At 52.9% G+C, this 16,289-nt stretch carries 15 protein-coding genes and 1 riboswitch; of the genes, 7 read left to right on the top strand and 8 right to left on the bottom strand.

The features are described 5' to 3' along the window. Nucleotides 1-12: 12 nt before the first annotated feature. From HQ393_RS02200 to bioF, 5 genes are all read right to left on the bottom strand, one after another. Nucleotides 13-957: an ABC transporter substrate-binding protein gene (locus HQ393_RS02200; protein WP_179357239.1), complete on the bottom strand. Its 945-nt coding sequence runs from the start codon at nt 955-957 to the stop codon at nt 13-15. A 137-nt stretch (nt 958-1,094) separates the two neighbouring features. Next, entirely contained in the window at nt 1,095-2,570 is a 1,476-nt protein-coding gene (locus HQ393_RS02195; protein ID WP_179357238.1) for a cobyric acid synthase, read from the bottom strand. Nucleotides 2,571-2,633: 63 nt separating this feature from the next. Beyond that, nucleotides 2,634-3,416 (bottom strand): pimeloyl-ACP methyl ester esterase BioH, encoded by a 783-nt coding sequence (gene bioH, locus HQ393_RS02190; protein WP_179357237.1) that lies wholly within the window; start codon nt 3,414-3,416, stop codon nt 2,634-2,636. A 128-nt stretch (nt 3,417-3,544) separates the two neighbouring features. Then, the gene (locus HQ393_RS02185; RefSeq protein WP_179357236.1) at nt 3,545-4,420 is read right to left on the bottom strand and encodes a Rossmann-like and DUF2520 domain-containing protein; all 876 of its coding nucleotides are present in this window, start codon (nt 4,418-4,420) and stop codon (nt 3,545-3,547) included. Nucleotides 4,421-4,425: 5 nt separating this feature from the next. Next, nucleotides 4,426-5,610, bottom strand: a complete 1,185-nt coding sequence (bioF, locus tag HQ393_RS02180) for an 8-amino-7-oxononanoate synthase (protein WP_179357235.1) — start codon at nt 5,608-5,610, stop codon at nt 4,426-4,428. A gap of 269 nt (nt 5,611-5,879) precedes the next feature. On the opposite strand from bioF, the gene HQ393_RS02175 reads away from it, so the two are divergent. Together HQ393_RS02175 and HQ393_RS02170 are read left to right on the top strand one after the other, a co-directional pair. Beyond that, complete coding sequence (locus HQ393_RS02175) at nt 5,880-7,169, top strand: nitronate monooxygenase (RefSeq protein ID WP_179357234.1); 1,290 nt, start codon at nt 5,880-5,882, stop codon at nt 7,167-7,169. A gap of 115 nt (nt 7,170-7,284) precedes the next feature. Continuing rightward, nucleotides 7,285-7,731 carry a hypothetical protein gene (locus HQ393_RS02170; protein WP_179357233.1) on the top strand — a complete coding sequence of 149 codons (447 nt, stop codon included), beginning with the start codon at nt 7,285-7,287 and terminating at the stop codon, nt 7,729-7,731. A gap of 71 nt (nt 7,732-7,802) precedes the next feature. Here HQ393_RS02170 and dapA read toward each other — a convergent pair whose 3' ends face one another. The 3 genes from dapA to flgM form a co-directional block, all read right to left on the bottom strand. Beyond that, complete coding sequence (dapA, locus tag HQ393_RS02165; protein ID WP_179357232.1) at nt 7,803-8,678, bottom strand: 4-hydroxy-tetrahydrodipicolinate synthase; 876 nt, start codon at nt 8,676-8,678, stop codon at nt 7,803-7,805. Nucleotides 8,679-8,761: 83 nt separating this feature from the next. Continuing rightward, nucleotides 8,762-8,960, bottom strand: a riboswitch (Lysine riboswitch). Nucleotides 8,961-9,206: 246 nt separating this feature from the next. Then, complete coding sequence (locus HQ393_RS02160) at nt 9,207-9,659, bottom strand: flagella synthesis protein FlgN (protein ID WP_179357231.1); 453 nt, start codon at nt 9,657-9,659, stop codon at nt 9,207-9,209. 5 nt (nt 9,660-9,664) lie between these two features. After that, on the bottom strand, nt 9,665-9,940 hold the full coding sequence (flgM, locus tag HQ393_RS02155) for a flagellar biosynthesis anti-sigma factor FlgM (RefSeq protein WP_179357230.1): 276 nt from the start codon (nt 9,938-9,940) through the stop codon (nt 9,665-9,667). Between the two features lie 216 nt (nt 9,941-10,156). Here flgM and fliW point away from each other — a divergent pair, with 216 nt between their 5' ends. The 5 genes from fliW (at nt 10,157) to HQ393_RS02130 (ending at nt 16,224) form a co-directional block, all read left to right on the top strand. Then, nucleotides 10,157-10,570 carry a flagellar assembly protein FliW gene (gene fliW / locus HQ393_RS02150; protein WP_179357229.1) on the top strand — a complete coding sequence of 138 codons (414 nt, stop codon included), beginning with the start codon at nt 10,157-10,159 and terminating at the stop codon, nt 10,568-10,570. A 146-nt stretch (nt 10,571-10,716) separates the two neighbouring features. Further along, on the top strand, nt 10,717-11,685 hold the full coding sequence (locus tag HQ393_RS02145) for an acetyl-CoA carboxylase carboxyltransferase subunit alpha (protein ID WP_179357228.1): 969 nt from the start codon (nt 10,717-10,719) through the stop codon (nt 11,683-11,685). After that, nucleotides 11,654-13,057, top strand: a complete 1,404-nt coding sequence (gene tilS, locus HQ393_RS02140; protein ID WP_179357227.1) for a tRNA lysidine(34) synthetase TilS — start codon at nt 11,654-11,656, stop codon at nt 13,055-13,057. The genes HQ393_RS02145 and tilS overlap by 32 nt, the downstream gene beginning before the upstream one ends. Before the next feature lie 50 nt (nt 13,058-13,107). Next, a complete protein-coding gene (gene mutS, locus HQ393_RS02135; protein ID WP_246307930.1) occupies nt 13,108-15,675 on the top strand; it encodes a DNA mismatch repair protein MutS in 2,568 nt (855 codons plus the stop codon). 93 nt (nt 15,676-15,768) lie between these two features. Beyond that, a complete protein-coding gene (locus HQ393_RS02130; RefSeq protein WP_179357226.1) occupies nt 15,769-16,224 on the top strand; it encodes a hypothetical protein in 456 nt (151 codons plus the stop codon). The last annotated feature ends 65 nt before the right edge of the window (nt 16,225-16,289 follow it).

Raw genomic sequence — 16,289 nt, 5'->3', positions numbered from 1 at the left:
TCAGTTGGCATTTTATGGATAAAACTCTAGTGCTTGTTCAGACATAAATGCGTTGACATCAACGGGCTTTTTCAAAACGCCAGCAGTTTGCAGCGCCATGCCGGTAGCCTGTAATGATTGCTGCAGTTGTCCATTGGCTTTGAGGTAATTGATTTGCTCATTACGGGCGATGAGCTTTAAACCATCCAGCCCAGCCAAGTAGGACTCGGCATTACCACCGGAACGAGAGCCCATCAAGTGTGCATCGACTTGCCGGTTAGCCTGAAAATCTTCCATCGCGGCAAAGTAGCTGTGCACCAGCGCCTTGATCTCATCAGCTCGCTCGGCAAGCACCGTAGCATCGACCGAAATCACATCAATCACTTTGCCTGCGATTTTTGATGAATCAAAAATCTTTTGGTATTGCTCATTTTGCAACAGCTTGATCGAATAAGGCGGGTAGGTTTGCATTGCGTCGATGCGACCCGATTCAAGCTCAATCATCAGATCATCCTGCGTACGGGTCACCACTTGCACATCTTTGAGCGTGAGTTTGGCGCTTTGCAATGCAAAATACGCATTGAGCACATCCACCGTAACGCCTTCCATCCCTACTTTTTTGCCAGCCAACTCGGCCACACTGCTAATTGGTTTTCGCGCAATCATCATATCGGCCCCATCTGAGGCATCAACGACGGCGACGATTTTGAGTTTTTTACCGGTGTTTTCCGTGGCAATCGCAGCCTCGACCAAGGTGCTGGCCATCACATCGATTTGCCCCCGCTCAAACGCACGGCGCACATCGCCAAGGGTATTGAGTTCAACAAGCTTGACCTCTAGGCCCGCCTTTTCATAAAAACCCTTGGCTTTGGCCAGATATAAAAACTCATATCCCGGCCATGGATTAAAACCGACGCGCAAAGGCTCTTTGGCTTTGGGCGGTGAGCAGGCCGTCAATGCGACAAGCAATACAGCCATCAATAGGGACTTCACTAGGCCAGGCATACCGCCCCCAAAGCAAGTTAGATACTGCTCTTTATAGTGAATGCCGCCTGAAAATCCCAATCCGATTCAAGCCTACCGGATTTAAGGGGAGCCATGAGCACGGCTTGCCGCTAGTGTGGCAAGCTCAATCCTGCGGCTGCGACGCGCGACCAATCGAGCGCCGCATCCAGCGCATCGGCAAGGCGATCAATTTCGCGCTCGAGCAGCACATTCGCAGCGGGCAAATTGGCGGTCTCAAGCGCGCACCCCGCCCACGCCAGCAAGCTTTGCAGCGCGGCTGGCTCATCAAACAGGCCATGCAAATACGTCGCCAAAATCTGCCCATCGGGCGAGACCCAACCATCGGCGCGACCATCGCCCAAGTGGGCAAAGCGTGGCCATTGAGCTTGCGTTGCATCAATCCAGCTTGATCGGCCAACGTGGATTTCATAGCCGCGAATCGGCGTGCCACTCGCCGCAATCTGGCCAGTGACATTCACAAGCTGCTTATCCGCCTCCAGCACTGTATTAATGGGTATATGGCTAAGACCTCGATCAGAAATAGCTCCCGACTCGATACCCTCAGGGTCATCAATTTGCGCGCCCAAAATCTGCAAACCGCCACACACGCCCATCAGCTTGCCACCGTAGCGCAAATGCCGCGCGATTTGTGCATCCCAGCCTTGCGCGCGCAAATGCGCCAAATCGCCGAGCGTATTTTTGCTACCGGGGATAATTAGCAAATCGCAATCAGGCAAAGGCTGATTGGGGTTAGCAAATTCGCAACGTACATTCGGTAAGCGGCGTAGCGGATCAAAATCGGTGTGATTGGAAATATGCGGCAGCGTTGCAATCACGATGCGAAACTCGCCGTCGACATTCGCCACTGTGCGCGGCAATGCGTCTTCGGCTGCGATTTCCAAGCCATGCAAATACGGCACCACCGCCAGCACCGGCTTACCGGTTTTGGCCTCCAGCCAGTCGCAACCGGGCTGCAAGAGGCTAATATCACCGCGAAAACGGTTGATGATAAAACCCTGAATCCGCGCCTGTTCCGATGCACTCAGGCAAGCCAGCGTGCCGACAAAATGCGCAAACACGCCGCCGCGATCAATATCGGCCACCAGCCAAACGGGGCAATCGGCTTCCTCGGCAAAACCCATATTGGCAATATCGCCCTGGCGTAAATTCACTTCCGCCGGGCTGCCCGCACCTTCAACAATCACCCAATCATAGTTGGCCGCCAAGCGGCCCCACGACTCAAACACCGCGCGTTTGGCCGTCGTCTTGTAGTCGTGATAATCGACCGCATCCAGATTGCCAATCGATTTGCCCTGAATAATCACCTGCGCGCGGCAATCACTCGACGGCTTAAGTAAGACTGGATTCATATCGGTATGCGCCGCCAAGCCACACGCCACCGCCTGCACCGCTTGCGCCCGACCAATCTCGCCACCATCCTCGGTCACCGCCGAGTTGAGCGCCATATTTTGCGGCTTGAATGGCGCGACTTTCACGCCGCGACGCATCAGCAAGCGGCACAGCGCGGCGGTCAGCGTTGATTTACCCGCGTCGGAGGTACAACCTTGGATCATTAAAGTAGGCACAGCACATCCTTGGCAGGTATAGCCCTGAAATCATTTTACAATCTGGATTTCAGAGCAATACCCTTATTGATTATTCAGTAAAAACTCGCGCTGGGTTTGCACGAAATCGGCAAAATGCGACAAAAACGGCGCGTGCGCGGCTTTGTAATGCAGCTTAAATTGCGCGTCGGGTAAGGCTTTGGCGAGCCACATGCCGGCTTCCAGCGGCGTCAAGGTATCGCGATCGCCATATTGCAGTAGTACGGGGCAATCAATCTGGCCAATCTCGCCGCGCAAATCGGTGTCGCGCAAGATATTGAGGCCATGCGCGAGGTGTGCCAATTTGGGCTCGCCGTGTTTGAACAAATCGGCGAGCAACTCCCGCGTCACCTCGCGCGCGCTGGCGTCGCCCATCGCTTGCAGGCTGATAAAGCGTTTGAGCGTGCCTTGCCAATCGGTTTGCAGCGCCGCAGCAAATTGCTCCAACACCTTTTGCGCCATCGCCGGTTGCCAATCATCACGCTGCATAAAACACGGGCTGGAGGCCACCAGCGTCAAGGAGCGAACTTTTTCGCGCTGCTGCAAAGCCCATTGCGCCGCCACCGCGCCGCCGAGCGACCAACCAACGACCTGCACCGGATAGGGAAAAGCGGCGTTCACCGCATCGACCATGTGTTGCAAGGACAAATCGCCCTGCGTCGCCTCGTCAAATGCGCTGCCGCCGTGGCCAGGTAAATCAACTTTATGTACGCAAAAATCGTTTTCCAACTCGCGCGCGACGGCGTTCCACACCGTGCCATTCATCGCCCAGCCGTGCAGCAGCACAACATCTGGGCCGTGGCCGCTGGTTTCAATCATTAACTCCATTTCGTATCCTGTTGCGCTGTTTCAGGCCCAAGTCTGCACGCGGCCTTGCCTTGCGTGCGTGTCTTTTGGCCAATTTAGATGGGCCAAATCCTAGTTTGAATCCGGCTGAAAAAGCTCGCGTCTTTGTTTTATGTGCTGCGCGGCTCACTTTGCAATGTATTAAGTAATGCGCTGCGTGCCGCGTCGCTCAGGCGATCGCCCGCCAAAACCACCGTGGCTTCGCCCAAGGCCCGATACGAGGCCTGATGCGTGCTGGGCAATACCGCCAAATGCTGCGCCACCGTCGCGGCATCGCCACGCACAATCGGGCCAGTGAGCGCCGCAGCGGGGCCAAGCTGTTCAACATTCACCAAAGTTTGACGTATCAACCCCAATACCAGTTGATTCGCTATCTCTGGGGCAATACCCGCTTGATTTGCGGTTTGCAAAGCTAAATCGGACAAGGTCACCAAATAATTGGCCGCCATCGAGAGCGCCGCATGATAAGCGACTTTGGCGTCCTTGCCACCTTGCAATTGAAACGGCACACCGCCAATCGCATGCACCAAGCGGGCCAAAGCCTCACAAGCGGCTGCATCGCCTTCGAGTGCACATAAAGTCCCAGCAAAAGTCGCGACAGCGCGGGCGGGGTCGGCAAAAGAAAACGCCGGGTGCAGGCTGGCACACTGCGCACCAAGCGGGGATAAGGCCGCAAGCTGATCGGCCGCCAAAGCGCCGCTGGCGTGAAACACGATAGCGCCAGCATTCACCACCCCAGCCTGCGCCAATTGGCTGGCGACAGTAGCAATCGCGCCATCGGGCACGGCAAGCAGCCACAAATCCGCCGGCGGCAGTTGCGCCAAATTTTCAAATACATTCCCTGCGCCAATAAATTCACGCGCGGCAATGCTGCTCGCCTCGCTACGCGAATAAATACCTGCAATTTGATACTGCCCGCTGGCATGCGCAAGGTAAGCCAAACTATTGCCAAGGCGACCAGCACCGATGAGATTCAAGCTCGGCATTGCTTTCACCCTTGCTCGGCGGCCATTAAAACGCGTTTGATTTCACGGCAGAGTAATTTCACGTCGTCATCGCTATGCGCCGCCGATAAAGTCACGCGCAAGCGGGGCGTGGCAACGGTTGGCGGGCGGATCGCGGCGACGAGCAGACCGGCATCGAGCAAGGCTTGCGACAGCGCCACTGCGGTGGCGTTATCTTTGACAATGAGTGGTTGAATGGCGGTATCCGAAGGCAGCAATTCACACGGAGCATCGACAAGCTCGGTCGCAAAAAATTGTTTGAAATAACGAATGTGCGAGAGCAGGCGCTCGCGGCGTGCCTTATCGTGCTCGATCACATCGAGGCTAGCGTGCAGCGCGCAGGCCAGCAGCGGCGGCGCTGCGGTGGTATAGATATACGAGCGGGCGGTATTGATCAGATAATCAATGACCACTTGCTCTGCAGCGATATACGCCCCTGCAACGCCTGCCGCCTTGCCCAAGGTGGCCATATAAATGATCCGTGGCGAATCAAGTCCTAATTCAGCCAGCGTACCGCGCCCTTCGCCGAGCACGCCAAAGCCGTGCGCGTCGTCGATATACAGCAGCGCATCGTATTGCTCTGCCAGCGCCAGATATTGCGCCAGCGGCGCGATATCGCCGTCCATGCTAAATACGGCATCGACCGCGATCAGCTTTCGTTTTGCATCCGATTGCGCCAGCAGACGTTCGAGCTGCGCGACGTCGTTGTGCGCAAAGCGTTTGAAATCGGCGCGCGCCAGCTGGCAAGCGTCATTGAGCGAAGCGTGATTGAGCTTATCGGCAAACACTGCATCCCCGCGCCCGAGCAAGGCGGGGATGACGGCCAGATTGGCCATAAATCCGGTTGAAAGCAAAATCGCCGCGGGTTTGCCGCTAAACGCAGCAAAGCGCTCTTCCAACGTATGCTGCGGCGTGAAATGCCCCGCGACCAAATGCGCCGCACCGCTGCCCACGCCCCACTCCGCCGCACCTTGCTGCGCGGCAGCGACAACGCTTGGGTGATTGGCCAACCCCAAATAATCATTGCTACAAAAATTAAGCACTTCACAGCCATTGCACATCACCCGCGCGCCTTGTGGCGAATCGAGGACGCGGCGGCGGCGATACAGGCTTTTACTCTCGCGCTCGCTTAATTCGGTGGCTAATTGATTTAGAAATGGGGATTCAGACATGCAAGTCCTTCAGGCGGCATTCGATACTCGGGCTATTTTACCCAAAATCGCCAGCGGCACCGAAAATGCACAATCATGGGCATGAATCTGGATTATTTACCTCGAAATAACTGCAGCAAAGATGAAATTATTGCGCCTCGTCATGTTAGTTCCGCCCCACGCAAGGCCATTTAAGGATATGATTGCCCCTTCTGAAAAATAGCGATTTTGTGTGCCCGAAAATTAAACAATTGTTTAATACCAGTACATGAAGCAGTGGATTAGATTGAATGAAGCGTGTTGATGATTTTCGCCTGACCTTTAAAGACCTTGAAGGAAATGAAAAAAAGTACGTGCCAATTATGATTGGTGGCATGGGTGTCGATATTTCGACTGCTGATTTGGCACTCGAAGCCTGTCGCCTCGGCGGTATTGGCCACATTTCAGATGCCATGATCAATACGGTTACTGATCGCCGCTACAACACCAAGCATGTCAAAGACAAGCTAAAACAATACAAATTCAATGTCGCCAATAGCGACAAATCAGTGGTGCAATTCGATCTGGCGCAATTAGAAGAAGCCACGCGCCTGCACGTTGAAGCCACCATGAAACGCAAACAAGGCGACGGCCTGATTCTGATCAACTGCATGGAAAAGTTGACGATGAATGGCCCGAAAGAAACCTTGCGTGTGCGGATGCGTGCTGCGCTCGATGCGGGCATCGACGGCATTACGCTGGCTGCGGGTCTGCACCTGGGGTCGTTTTCACTGATCGAAGATCATCCGCGTTTCCGGACCGCCAAGCTCGGCATCATTGTGTCTTCAGTGCGTGCACTGCAATTGTTCATCAAAAAATCAGCACGCACCAATCGCCTGCCTGATTACGTCGTGGTTGAAGGCCCATTGGCCGGTGGTCACTTGGGCTTTGGTATGGATTGGGCCGAGTTCAAGCTCGAAGACATCGCCGCTGAAGTGGTGGCTTGGATTAAAGAGCAAGGCTACGACAACATGCCAGTGATCGCCGCAGGCGGCGTATTTACTGGCTCGGATGCAGTCAAGTACCTCGAAATGGGCTGCGGCGGCGTGCAAGTGGCAACGCGCTTTACCGTGACCAAAGAATGCGGCCTGCCTGATGATGTGAAACAGGAATATTTCAAAGCGTCGGAAGACATCATCGAAGTGAATCAAATTTCGCCAACCGGCTACCCAATGCGCATGTTGAAAAACACGCCAGCCATTGGCTCAGGCATTCGCCCGAACTGCGAAGCGTATGGCTACCTGCTCGACGCCAACGGCAGCTGCTCGTACATTCAGGCCTACAACAAAGTCATCGAAGAAAACCCAACAGCCAAGAAAATCTCGGAAATTCACGTTTACGAGAAAACTTGCCTATGTACGCATATGCGCAACTTCGATTGCTGGACTTGCGGCCACTATACATATCGCCTCAAAGACACGACCAACAAACTACCCGATGGTCGCTACCAGCTTCTGACTGCCGAACATGTATTCAAAGATTACCAGTTCAGCACCGACAACCAAATCGCATTGCCAGAATTGGACGAAACGGCGGTTTAATTAGCTGCACACCACCAACCCGCTTACGAGCGGGTTTTTTGTAACTACCATATGCTGCACGGCTTTGATCTGGAGACTGAAGCAACCATAGACCATCCACCTGCGAGCGTAACTAATGAAAACTAGCACTGTTCGAGTTATTGCCTTCGGCTGCATCGCCTTGACACTTGGCCTTCAAGGTTTAGTTGCTGCCTTTACTCGTTGCGAAGCATTAGAACTATTTATTGCTGGATTCATTATGCTAGTTCCTGCAATTTTATTTGCATTCACAAGTAAACCATCATCTGGTATTGGTGCTGCTTTTGGCTCAATCCCTTTTCTGATGTGGGCAAATCATGCAGAGTGCTTGCAAGCGCAACAAAGCGGAGGGGCGGCCATGGCATATGTGTTTACCTTGTTTATCGGGGTGCCAGCGTCTGCACTCATCGGATGCCTAACCCAATTTGTACCTTTCGTTCTCAGAATAAAACCACGCAAAAATCTGATTAGTTACGCAAGTTCCGAACAATTGAATAAAACAACTCGTAAATTTGGAATCAAGAAAAGAGCCAAAAAACACTAATTTTTACAAAGTATCGCCGTCAAGATTAAGATCAAAAAGGGCTAGACGGCAATACTCATAGGGGTATCTAATCAAACTAGCTCGGCCACTTCACGATCTTTAGCTAGGATTGGCTCAAGCGAATTCAGATCTGCGGCACACAGCGGCAGGCGCAGTTCATTCGAAGTAATTCGCCCTTGGTGATGCATGATTGCTTTGGCGGGTATCGGGTTGGCGGCCAAGAATAGCGTTTCGGATGCGCTGCGCAGCAAATCACCAATCACCTCGCCCGCCAAGCCCTGCGCTACCCAGCGCGCCACTTGCTGCGGCCAGACATTACTCGCCACTGAAACCAAGCCCGCAGCACCGAGTTTTGCGTGCTCGGCAAACAGCACATCGTCGCCCGAATACCAAGCGATGCTTGGAAAGGCGGCTTTTAGCTCCGCAAAGCGCGCGGCATTGCCACCCGATTCTTTAACCGCCCAGCAATTGGGGTGCTCAATCAGGCCCGCCAGTGCCACATCCGACAGTGGCACGCCTGCGCGCGATGGAATGTTGTACAGCATACAGGGCTTGTTAACTGCATCCATCAGCGCGGCAAACCAGCGGCGCTGCCCTTCAGCACCCGGCTTGGCATAGATCGGTGTCACCAACAGATAGGCGTGGATCGGCAAGGTTTCACAAAAAGCCAGCCACTCAAGCTGGCTAGCTAGATCAAGCCCACCAACGCCGACCATGATCGGCACTTGCAATTGCAGGCTACAGGCGTGCTGTAACACGGCTTTACGCTCGGCCAAAGTCAGATTACTACCTTCACCCGTTGAGCCGAGCAAGAGCACGCCAGCACCAGCCGCTTCCTGCTCGCGCAGCAAAGCCGTCAGGGCATTCAGATCGAGTGACTCGTCAGGTAAAAAGGGGGTAATCAGCGCAGTCCAGAGCGATCTCTGGCGGGGATTGAGTGAGGTCATGCGATTCTCCAAATCAAGTAATAACGATTGGAGAGAGGAAAAGTGCGGCAATGACAGGCGCCAAAATAGCGCCAGAATAAATCATCACCAAGAGCACTCCAGTACCTCAATGCGCGGCAAAGCACACAGTGGGCTACTGACAGTCCAGGGGATTCAGCCCCTGCAACCAGCGCTTGACTCATCACATAGTCAAACACTTCGGCCTTGCACCCCCTAGTACTGCGTCAGCGGAATATGATTTCCTCAGCAATACGCCCTGGGCAAGGCGCCTCTCTTGTCGTTCAGAACCCCGATTTTCTCTGCGAATCGCTATTGCTGTCAAATCATATGCATTTTGCGAGGGTGAGTTCTTGATTAATCTCGCATTCAAGCCAGTGTGGGTGTGTACAGGGCTACGATTTTGGACTGAATTGAAAAAACTATTGAGCAAATACCAATAGCAGCATCCCAGCTATACACCCGAGCATTTGGATAGAGCTCGGATGATGAATCTCAAAATGAGGAATAGAAGAAATAGAACGGAGGAAATTACGCGCGATCGAAGGGGCGACTAATTGCCGACAACTGACTTAAACGCCCATCAGCGCTGTAACCCACATCAGGATTACGTTGCGCAGCCAGATTAGACATAATGAAACGATTCGCTTCTTCATGCGTTTCGATCAATTGGCCATTGGTGCGATTCATCATTTCAGCGAGCTTGGCACTTTGGCGTAAATCTTGCCAAACCTGAATCTGCTCACCTAAGGCTACTTCAATTTGATCGATTGTTTGCAATTGCGCTTGTGAGCAATACTGAGCGCGCGCCTTGCTTGCCAGCTCTAAAGCCTGCAACGCGCGATTTTTGTCTTCAATGATTTTTTGAACCGCGTCAAACTGGCGTTTGATTAGCGCATCTTGCTCTTGGGTCAACAAAACAATCAGTGCTTGCACACCGGATAGTTCAGCCGATAAATGGTTTCTCAAGCCTTCATTGCTCATCGTGATTAGCGGGCCAGTAGCTCTTTCACACTTGATAGCAAACCATCGGCAATCGCTTCCGGTTTAACCGCAAAGCGGCCTTCTGCAATCGCAGAGCGAATTGCAGCTACTTTTTCAGCATCAAAGCTGGCTTCATTACTGGCTACGCCTGAGAGCTTACTATTGACACTGCTACTTTCAACTGGCGTAGCAGCATCGGTTTTGGCGCTGGCATTGCTGCGCACCTCAGCCGTTTTACTCGCTAAACTCGCAAGCGGCTTACCCGAATTGTCGATTTTCATGATGTATCCCCTACCGTGATGTCCGGCGGTCATCGTCCCGTTATTTAACCATTATGCCTATAATCGGCAGCAGAGAGAAATTCTTTAGCAATTCAACCTTTTATCAGATTATTCTAATACACTTTGCGGCCAATTTCATACAAAAAATAGCCAATTAGCCCCGCTTTTGAGTAAGCTGGACTATGATTTTAGCTTATTCATAGGGGAGTATGCGCAATGGAAGTTTTCCAAAGTCAGTTTGGCCCGATCGAAGTCGATCCAAATACGGTTATTCATTTTCCGGCTGGCTTGCCGGGATTTGACGATTGCAAAAACTTCAAATTGCTCAACGAAGAAAAACCCAATCCCAGCATTTACTGGCTACAGTCGCTTGATGATGCCAGCGTGGCGTTTTCAATTATCGCGGCCGAACGCTTAGGCTTTAACTACGTGCTCACGCTAAACGATGAAGAATGTGACTCTATCGAGTTAAAAGACGCTTCCGAAGCCATGTTGTTTCTGATTTTGTCGCGACCAGAAGGCGAAGCAATTCGTGCCAATACCTTGGCACCACTGGTCATCAACCTGCAGTCTCGTAAGGGTTTGCAAAAAACAGATCTCAAAGCAGATATCGTATTTAGCAACAAATAAGCGGCAATTTGCTGCAAAGCAATAACACTTTAGCTGCACGATAGCTTGGGTTTGCAGCACGCTTGTTGTATGATTGCGCCAAATTTTTGGGGTAGCCATCTGGGCTACCTGCTTGCGCTAAATTGGCGCCTCTGGAGTTTTAGAGCATGAAAACCACCTTCCTTGACTTCGAGCAATCGGTTGCCGAGCTCGAAAACAAGATCGAAGAGCTGCGCTACGTGCAGGATGATTCGGCAGTTGATATTTCGGTTGAGATTTCTCACCTCGAGAAAAAGAGTCTTGAACTCACCAAAAATATCTATTCGAAATTAACGCCTTGGCAAATTTCACAGGTGTCACGCCATCCACAGCGTCCGTACACCTACGATTATATTGCGGGCTTATTTACCGATTTCCAAGAGCTGCATGGCGACCGCGCATTTGCTGATGATTTGGCGATTGTAGGTGGTTTAGCGCGCTTTAATGGTCAAAGCGTCATGGTCATCGGCCATCAAAAAGGCCGCGATACCAAAGAAAAAATCGCGCGTAATTTTGGTATGCCACGCCCAGAAGGCTATCGCAAAGCCTTGCGCATGATGAAGCTGGCCGAAAAATTCAATATTCCAGTGATCACCTTTGTCGACACGCCGGGTGCCTACCCAGGTATAGGCGCGGAAGAGCGTGGACAATCGGAAGCGATTGGTCGCAATCTGTTTGAAATGGCCAAATTGCGCGTGCCAGTGATCTGCACCGTGATTGGTGAAGGCGGCTCGGGCGGCGCGTTGGCAATTGCCGTCGGCGACGTAGTACAAATGTTGCAATATTCAACCTACTCGGTCATTTCACCAGAAGGTTGCGCGACGATTTTGTGGAAAACCGCTGAACGTGCGGCTGATGCAGCTGAAGCGTTGGGCATTACGGCCACTCGCCTGAAAACCTTGGGCTTGATCGACAAGGTTGTACCAGAACCCGTTGGCGGCGCACATCGTGATCCGCAAGCGATGATGGCAACCCTGAAAAAATCAATCGCCGACTCACTCAAAGCGCTCAAAGCGCAAAGTATCGACGAGCTACTTGATTCACGTTTTGATCGCTTGATGGAACATGGCAAATTCAAAGAAGAAGCCGTCGCCTAAGGCGAACTGGCCAGAAGCGCGTGATTTGATTACGCGCTTTATCGATCAGCAGCAAAACGACAACGGGAGCTTCGGCTCCCGTTGTGCCTTCCAAACACCTCGCCTGAGCGTGGGGCTATCGGGCGGACTCGACTCCAGCGTGCTATTGCACTTTCTAGCCTCGCTGCGCGACGAGCTAGGCTTTGCATTAAGCGCCCTGCACGTTCATCACGGGCTTTCACCCAACGCGGACATTTGGGCCCAATCCGCTCAAGCATTTGCCGCGCATTTGAATGTGCCTTGCCAGATTCAACACGTCACGCTCGAGCCCAATAGCGGCTATGGCATTGAAGGCGCGGCGCGTAAAGCGCGCTATGCCCAATACGAACTTCAAGCTTGCGACGCGATTGTTTTGGCGCACCATCAAAATGATCAGGCCGAAACTGTCTTGATCAATTTGCTACGTGGTTGTGGCCCCGCGGGCCTTGCCGCGATGCCTAGCCAGCGCCCACTTAATCCGCACATGGCCTTGTTGCGCCCGCTACTGACGCTACCCCGCAGCGAGTTATTGTCGTACGCTCAAAGCCATGATTTGCAGTGGGTAGAAGATGAAAGCAATCTGGACACCCAATATCAGCGCAATGATATTCGGCATAATTTAATGCCCACTATCATGCGTATATCGCCCAAAGCATTAACTACCATTACTCGCAGCGCCATACATCAATCCGAAGTCAATGACTTACTGATCGAAATTGCCGAACTCGATTTGCAGCAATGCCAGTCTGGCAATAGCCTAGCGCTTGAACCTTGGCTCAAGCTCAGTGCAGTACGGCAAAAAAATGTGCTGCGTCACTGGTTAGCGCAAGCGGGTATCGTGCTGGAATTGCGCGCCTTTAATGAATTAATTCGCACCGCAATTGACGCCGCCGGCGATACACACCCAGCACTGGTATGGCGCAATGCCGCCGTGCGTCGCTATCAAGGTCATTTGCACATCACTCAAGCGAGCTTGCAAGCGGGGCCAGAACAAGAGATTCAGGTCCAATGCAATGGCGAAAATGATCTACCTGACTGGCGCGGCGTATTGCGCTGGGTAGCGACCGAATCGGGCGGCATTGCCGAAGCTTTTTGCAGCAAGGCCAACATCAGTGTGCGCGGTCGCCAAGGCGGCGAGCAATTCAAACTCGCGGCCAATCGCCCTACCCGTTCGCTCAAAGCACAGTGCCAAGCCGCCGCGATTGCGCCGTGGCTGCGCGAAACCACCCCCTTGATTTATATTGATGGTCAACTCGCGGCGATGCCCGGCCTTGGCATCAATCACGAATTTATCGCCCCAGCAGGCAGCATAGGCTGGACGCCCGAGTGGCACCCTTACAAACCAAAGGTATAGCTCTGTAGATCAATACAGAATTAGCCCTCAGCAATATACCCAAGAAAACAATGGCAAAAAAAACCGCAACGGAAAACACCGCTCCATCTCATACGCCGATGATGGCGCAATATTTTGCACTCAAGGCGGATCATCAGGACAAGCTGGTGTTTTATCGCATGGGCGATTTTTACGAGCTGTTTTTTGACGATGCCATCAAGGCTGCGCGCCTGCTGGACATCACGCTCACCACGCGCGGCAGCAGCGCGGGCGAGCCAATTAAAATGGCCGGCATCCCATTTCACTCGCTCGAGCCCTATCTCGCCAAATTGGTAAAGCTCGGTGAATCAGTCGCCATCTGTGAGCAAGTCGGCGATCCGGCCACCAGCAAAGGTCCGGTCGAGCGCAAAGTCATGCGCGTGATTACGCCTGGCACGCTGACCGATGCGGCGCTACTGGACGATAAGCAAGAAAACCGCCTGCTGGCGATCCGGATGGTACGCGGCAAAATGGGCATGGCTTGGCTCTCGCTCGCCTCGGGCGATTTTGCCTTAATGGATGCCGACGCTGAAAAGCTCACTTCCGAGCTAGAGCGCCTGCGCCCCGCCGAGATTTTGATTAGCGATGAAGCTGAACTCACGCTGTTTGACCAATTGCGCATCCCGGTGCGCCGCGTAGCTAGCTGGCAATTTGATGCCGCCAGCGCCGAGCGCAATCTCACGCGTCATTTCGCGGTACATGATTTGGCGGGCTTTGGTATTACCGAACCACTGCTCGCACTTGGTGCCGCTGGCGCACTGCTCGAATATGTCCGTAGCACCCAAGGCGGCGTACTGCCCGCGCTGGCTGGTTTACGCGTGGAAAGTCACAGCCAGTTTATCGAGCTGGATGCCGCAACTCGCCGCAATCTGGAAATCACCGAAACCATTCGTGGCGAAACCGCGCCAACGTTATTTTCATTGCTGGACAACTGCGCCACAGGTATGGGTTCTCGTTTGCTGGCCAACTGGCTGCATCACCCACTGCGGAGTCACGCCAAAATTTTGGCACGACAAAGCGCGATTGGTACGTTGCTCGATGCGGGCCAAAACGACAGTCTCTACGCACAATTGCGCGAGATTGCCGATATTGAGCGCATTGTGTCGCGCATCGCGCTAAAAAGCGCCCGCCCACGCGATTTAGCCAGCTTGCGCGATAGTTTGCGGGTGTTGCCCGATCTGGCAGCGCAAATGCCATCGGGTGGCTTATTTGATGGGCTCTCGCACGCAATGCAGGCCGAGCCCGCCATTTACCAGCAGCTGGCGGCGGCGATCATGCCCGAGCCAGGCGTCGTAATTCGCGAAGGTGGCGTGATCGCCGATGGGTATTCGGTGGATTTGGACGAGCTGCGCGCCATTCAGAATAATTGCGGCGAATTCCTGACCATGCTGGAAGCGCGCGAGCGTGAACGCACTGGCATCGCGACGCTACGCGTGGAGTATAACCGTGTAGCAGGCTTTTTTATTGAAGTTACCAACTCATACCTAGGGCAGGTACCTGACGATTATCGTCGTCGCCAGACGATGAAAAATGCCGAGCGCTACATCACACCCGAGCTCAAGCAATTTGAAGAAAAAGCGCTATCGGCCAATGACCGAGCTTTAGCACTGGAAAAGCAATTATTCGAAGGCGTGATCGAGTCACTGCAAGCGCACCTCGCGACTCTACGCCTCGCTGCACAAGCGGTTGCGACACTCGATGTCTTGGTCTGCTTGGCGCAGCGCGCTCAGCTTTCAGGCTATATTGCGCCCGAGTTTTGCGATGAAGCCATGCTCAATATTGCAGCGGGTCGTCACCCCGTGGTTGAAGACCAGATCGATGACTTTATTCCCAACAGCGTCGACTTTCATCTAGCGCGCAAACTACTGCTGATTACCGGCCCAAATATGGGCGGTAAATCGACATATATGCGCCAAGTGGCCTTGATTGCCCTACTCGCCCATGTTGGCTCCTACGTCCCTGCAACGGCCGCGAAAATCGGTCGGCTGGATCGGATTTTCACACGCATTGGCGCCAGCGATGATCTGGCTGGCGGACGCTCGACCTTTATGGTCGAAATGACAGAGACGGCGAATATTCTGAATAATGCAGGCGAGCATAGCCTGGTACTGATGGATGAGGTCGGACGCGGTACATCGACGTTTGACGGGCTCGCGCTAGCATGGTCGATTGCGAAGGCCTTGATCGAGAAAAATCGCTGCTACACGCTGTTTGCCACGCACTATTTCGAGCTCACCCGCTTGGCACAGGATTACGCCCAAGTTGCCAACGTACATCTGGATGCGGTCGAGCATAAAGATCGGATTGTATTCCTGCACGCCGTACAGGAAGGCCCTGCATCGCAAAGCTACGGCGTTGCCGTCGCCAGCCTCGCAGGCGTTCCCAAAGAAGTGGTGCGCAGCGCCAAACGAAAACTGCAAGAATTAGAACAAAGCAGCCTCAGCCATGGCTTGCAACCCGATTTGTTTGCCCCCACATTCGCACCAGAGCCGGAACTTCAAACACACCCCGCTGTCGAAATGCTAGATAGGATAATCCCTGATGAAATTTCCGCTCGCGAAGCGCTGGAGATCATCTATAAACTCAAGGAACTAATCTAAATCAACTTTGCGCAATATTTACACTGCATAGCAGGGGTAAATTAACTAGCCTAAGAGCATTAGACATTCTGCTACGTTTTTAAGGATTAAAACATGAACACAGCGACGGATATTTCAGATGCGATAGTAGATCGCCAAGGCACCACTTTACTCGATCTAGCTCGCATGCTTTCCGATCAAGGTGACACACCTGGACTAGAAATCAACGACTTTAAATCCAGCACTGCCAACGAGCTACGCCGCTTTGGTGAAGATTTGTCCAGCCATTTGGCCATTCATGCTCAAGTTCATGTTCCTCCCGCCTATCAATTGCGCAGCGCAGGGGAAGGCAAAATTGCTGTGATTGGCCACCACCCTGACCAAGAAGCCATTGAAAATTACATCAATAACGATACCCGACTCCTTAAATGGTTTAAGGAAATCGAAGTGCTGTTTGAGATTCAACGCAAATTGGAACTCAATCGCGAAGAAAAAAGCATGGAAGGCCAAGTATTTAATCTCGGCATGACCAGTCTTGGCAGCATCGCCTTTTTCACCTGCGAAAAATAAACCGCAGCTAGCCCAAGAAAGCCGCCTTGCGCGGCTTTCTTCGTTTTGGCGCAAGCTAGCTAGAA

The organism is Chitinibacter bivalviorum, assembly GCF_013403565.1.
Taxonomy (GTDB): domain Bacteria; phylum Pseudomonadota; class Gammaproteobacteria; order Burkholderiales; family Chitinibacteraceae; genus Chitinibacter; species Chitinibacter bivalviorum.
Note: the sequence above shows the minus strand (reverse complement) of the source record. Positions and strands in the feature narration are given on the sequence as shown.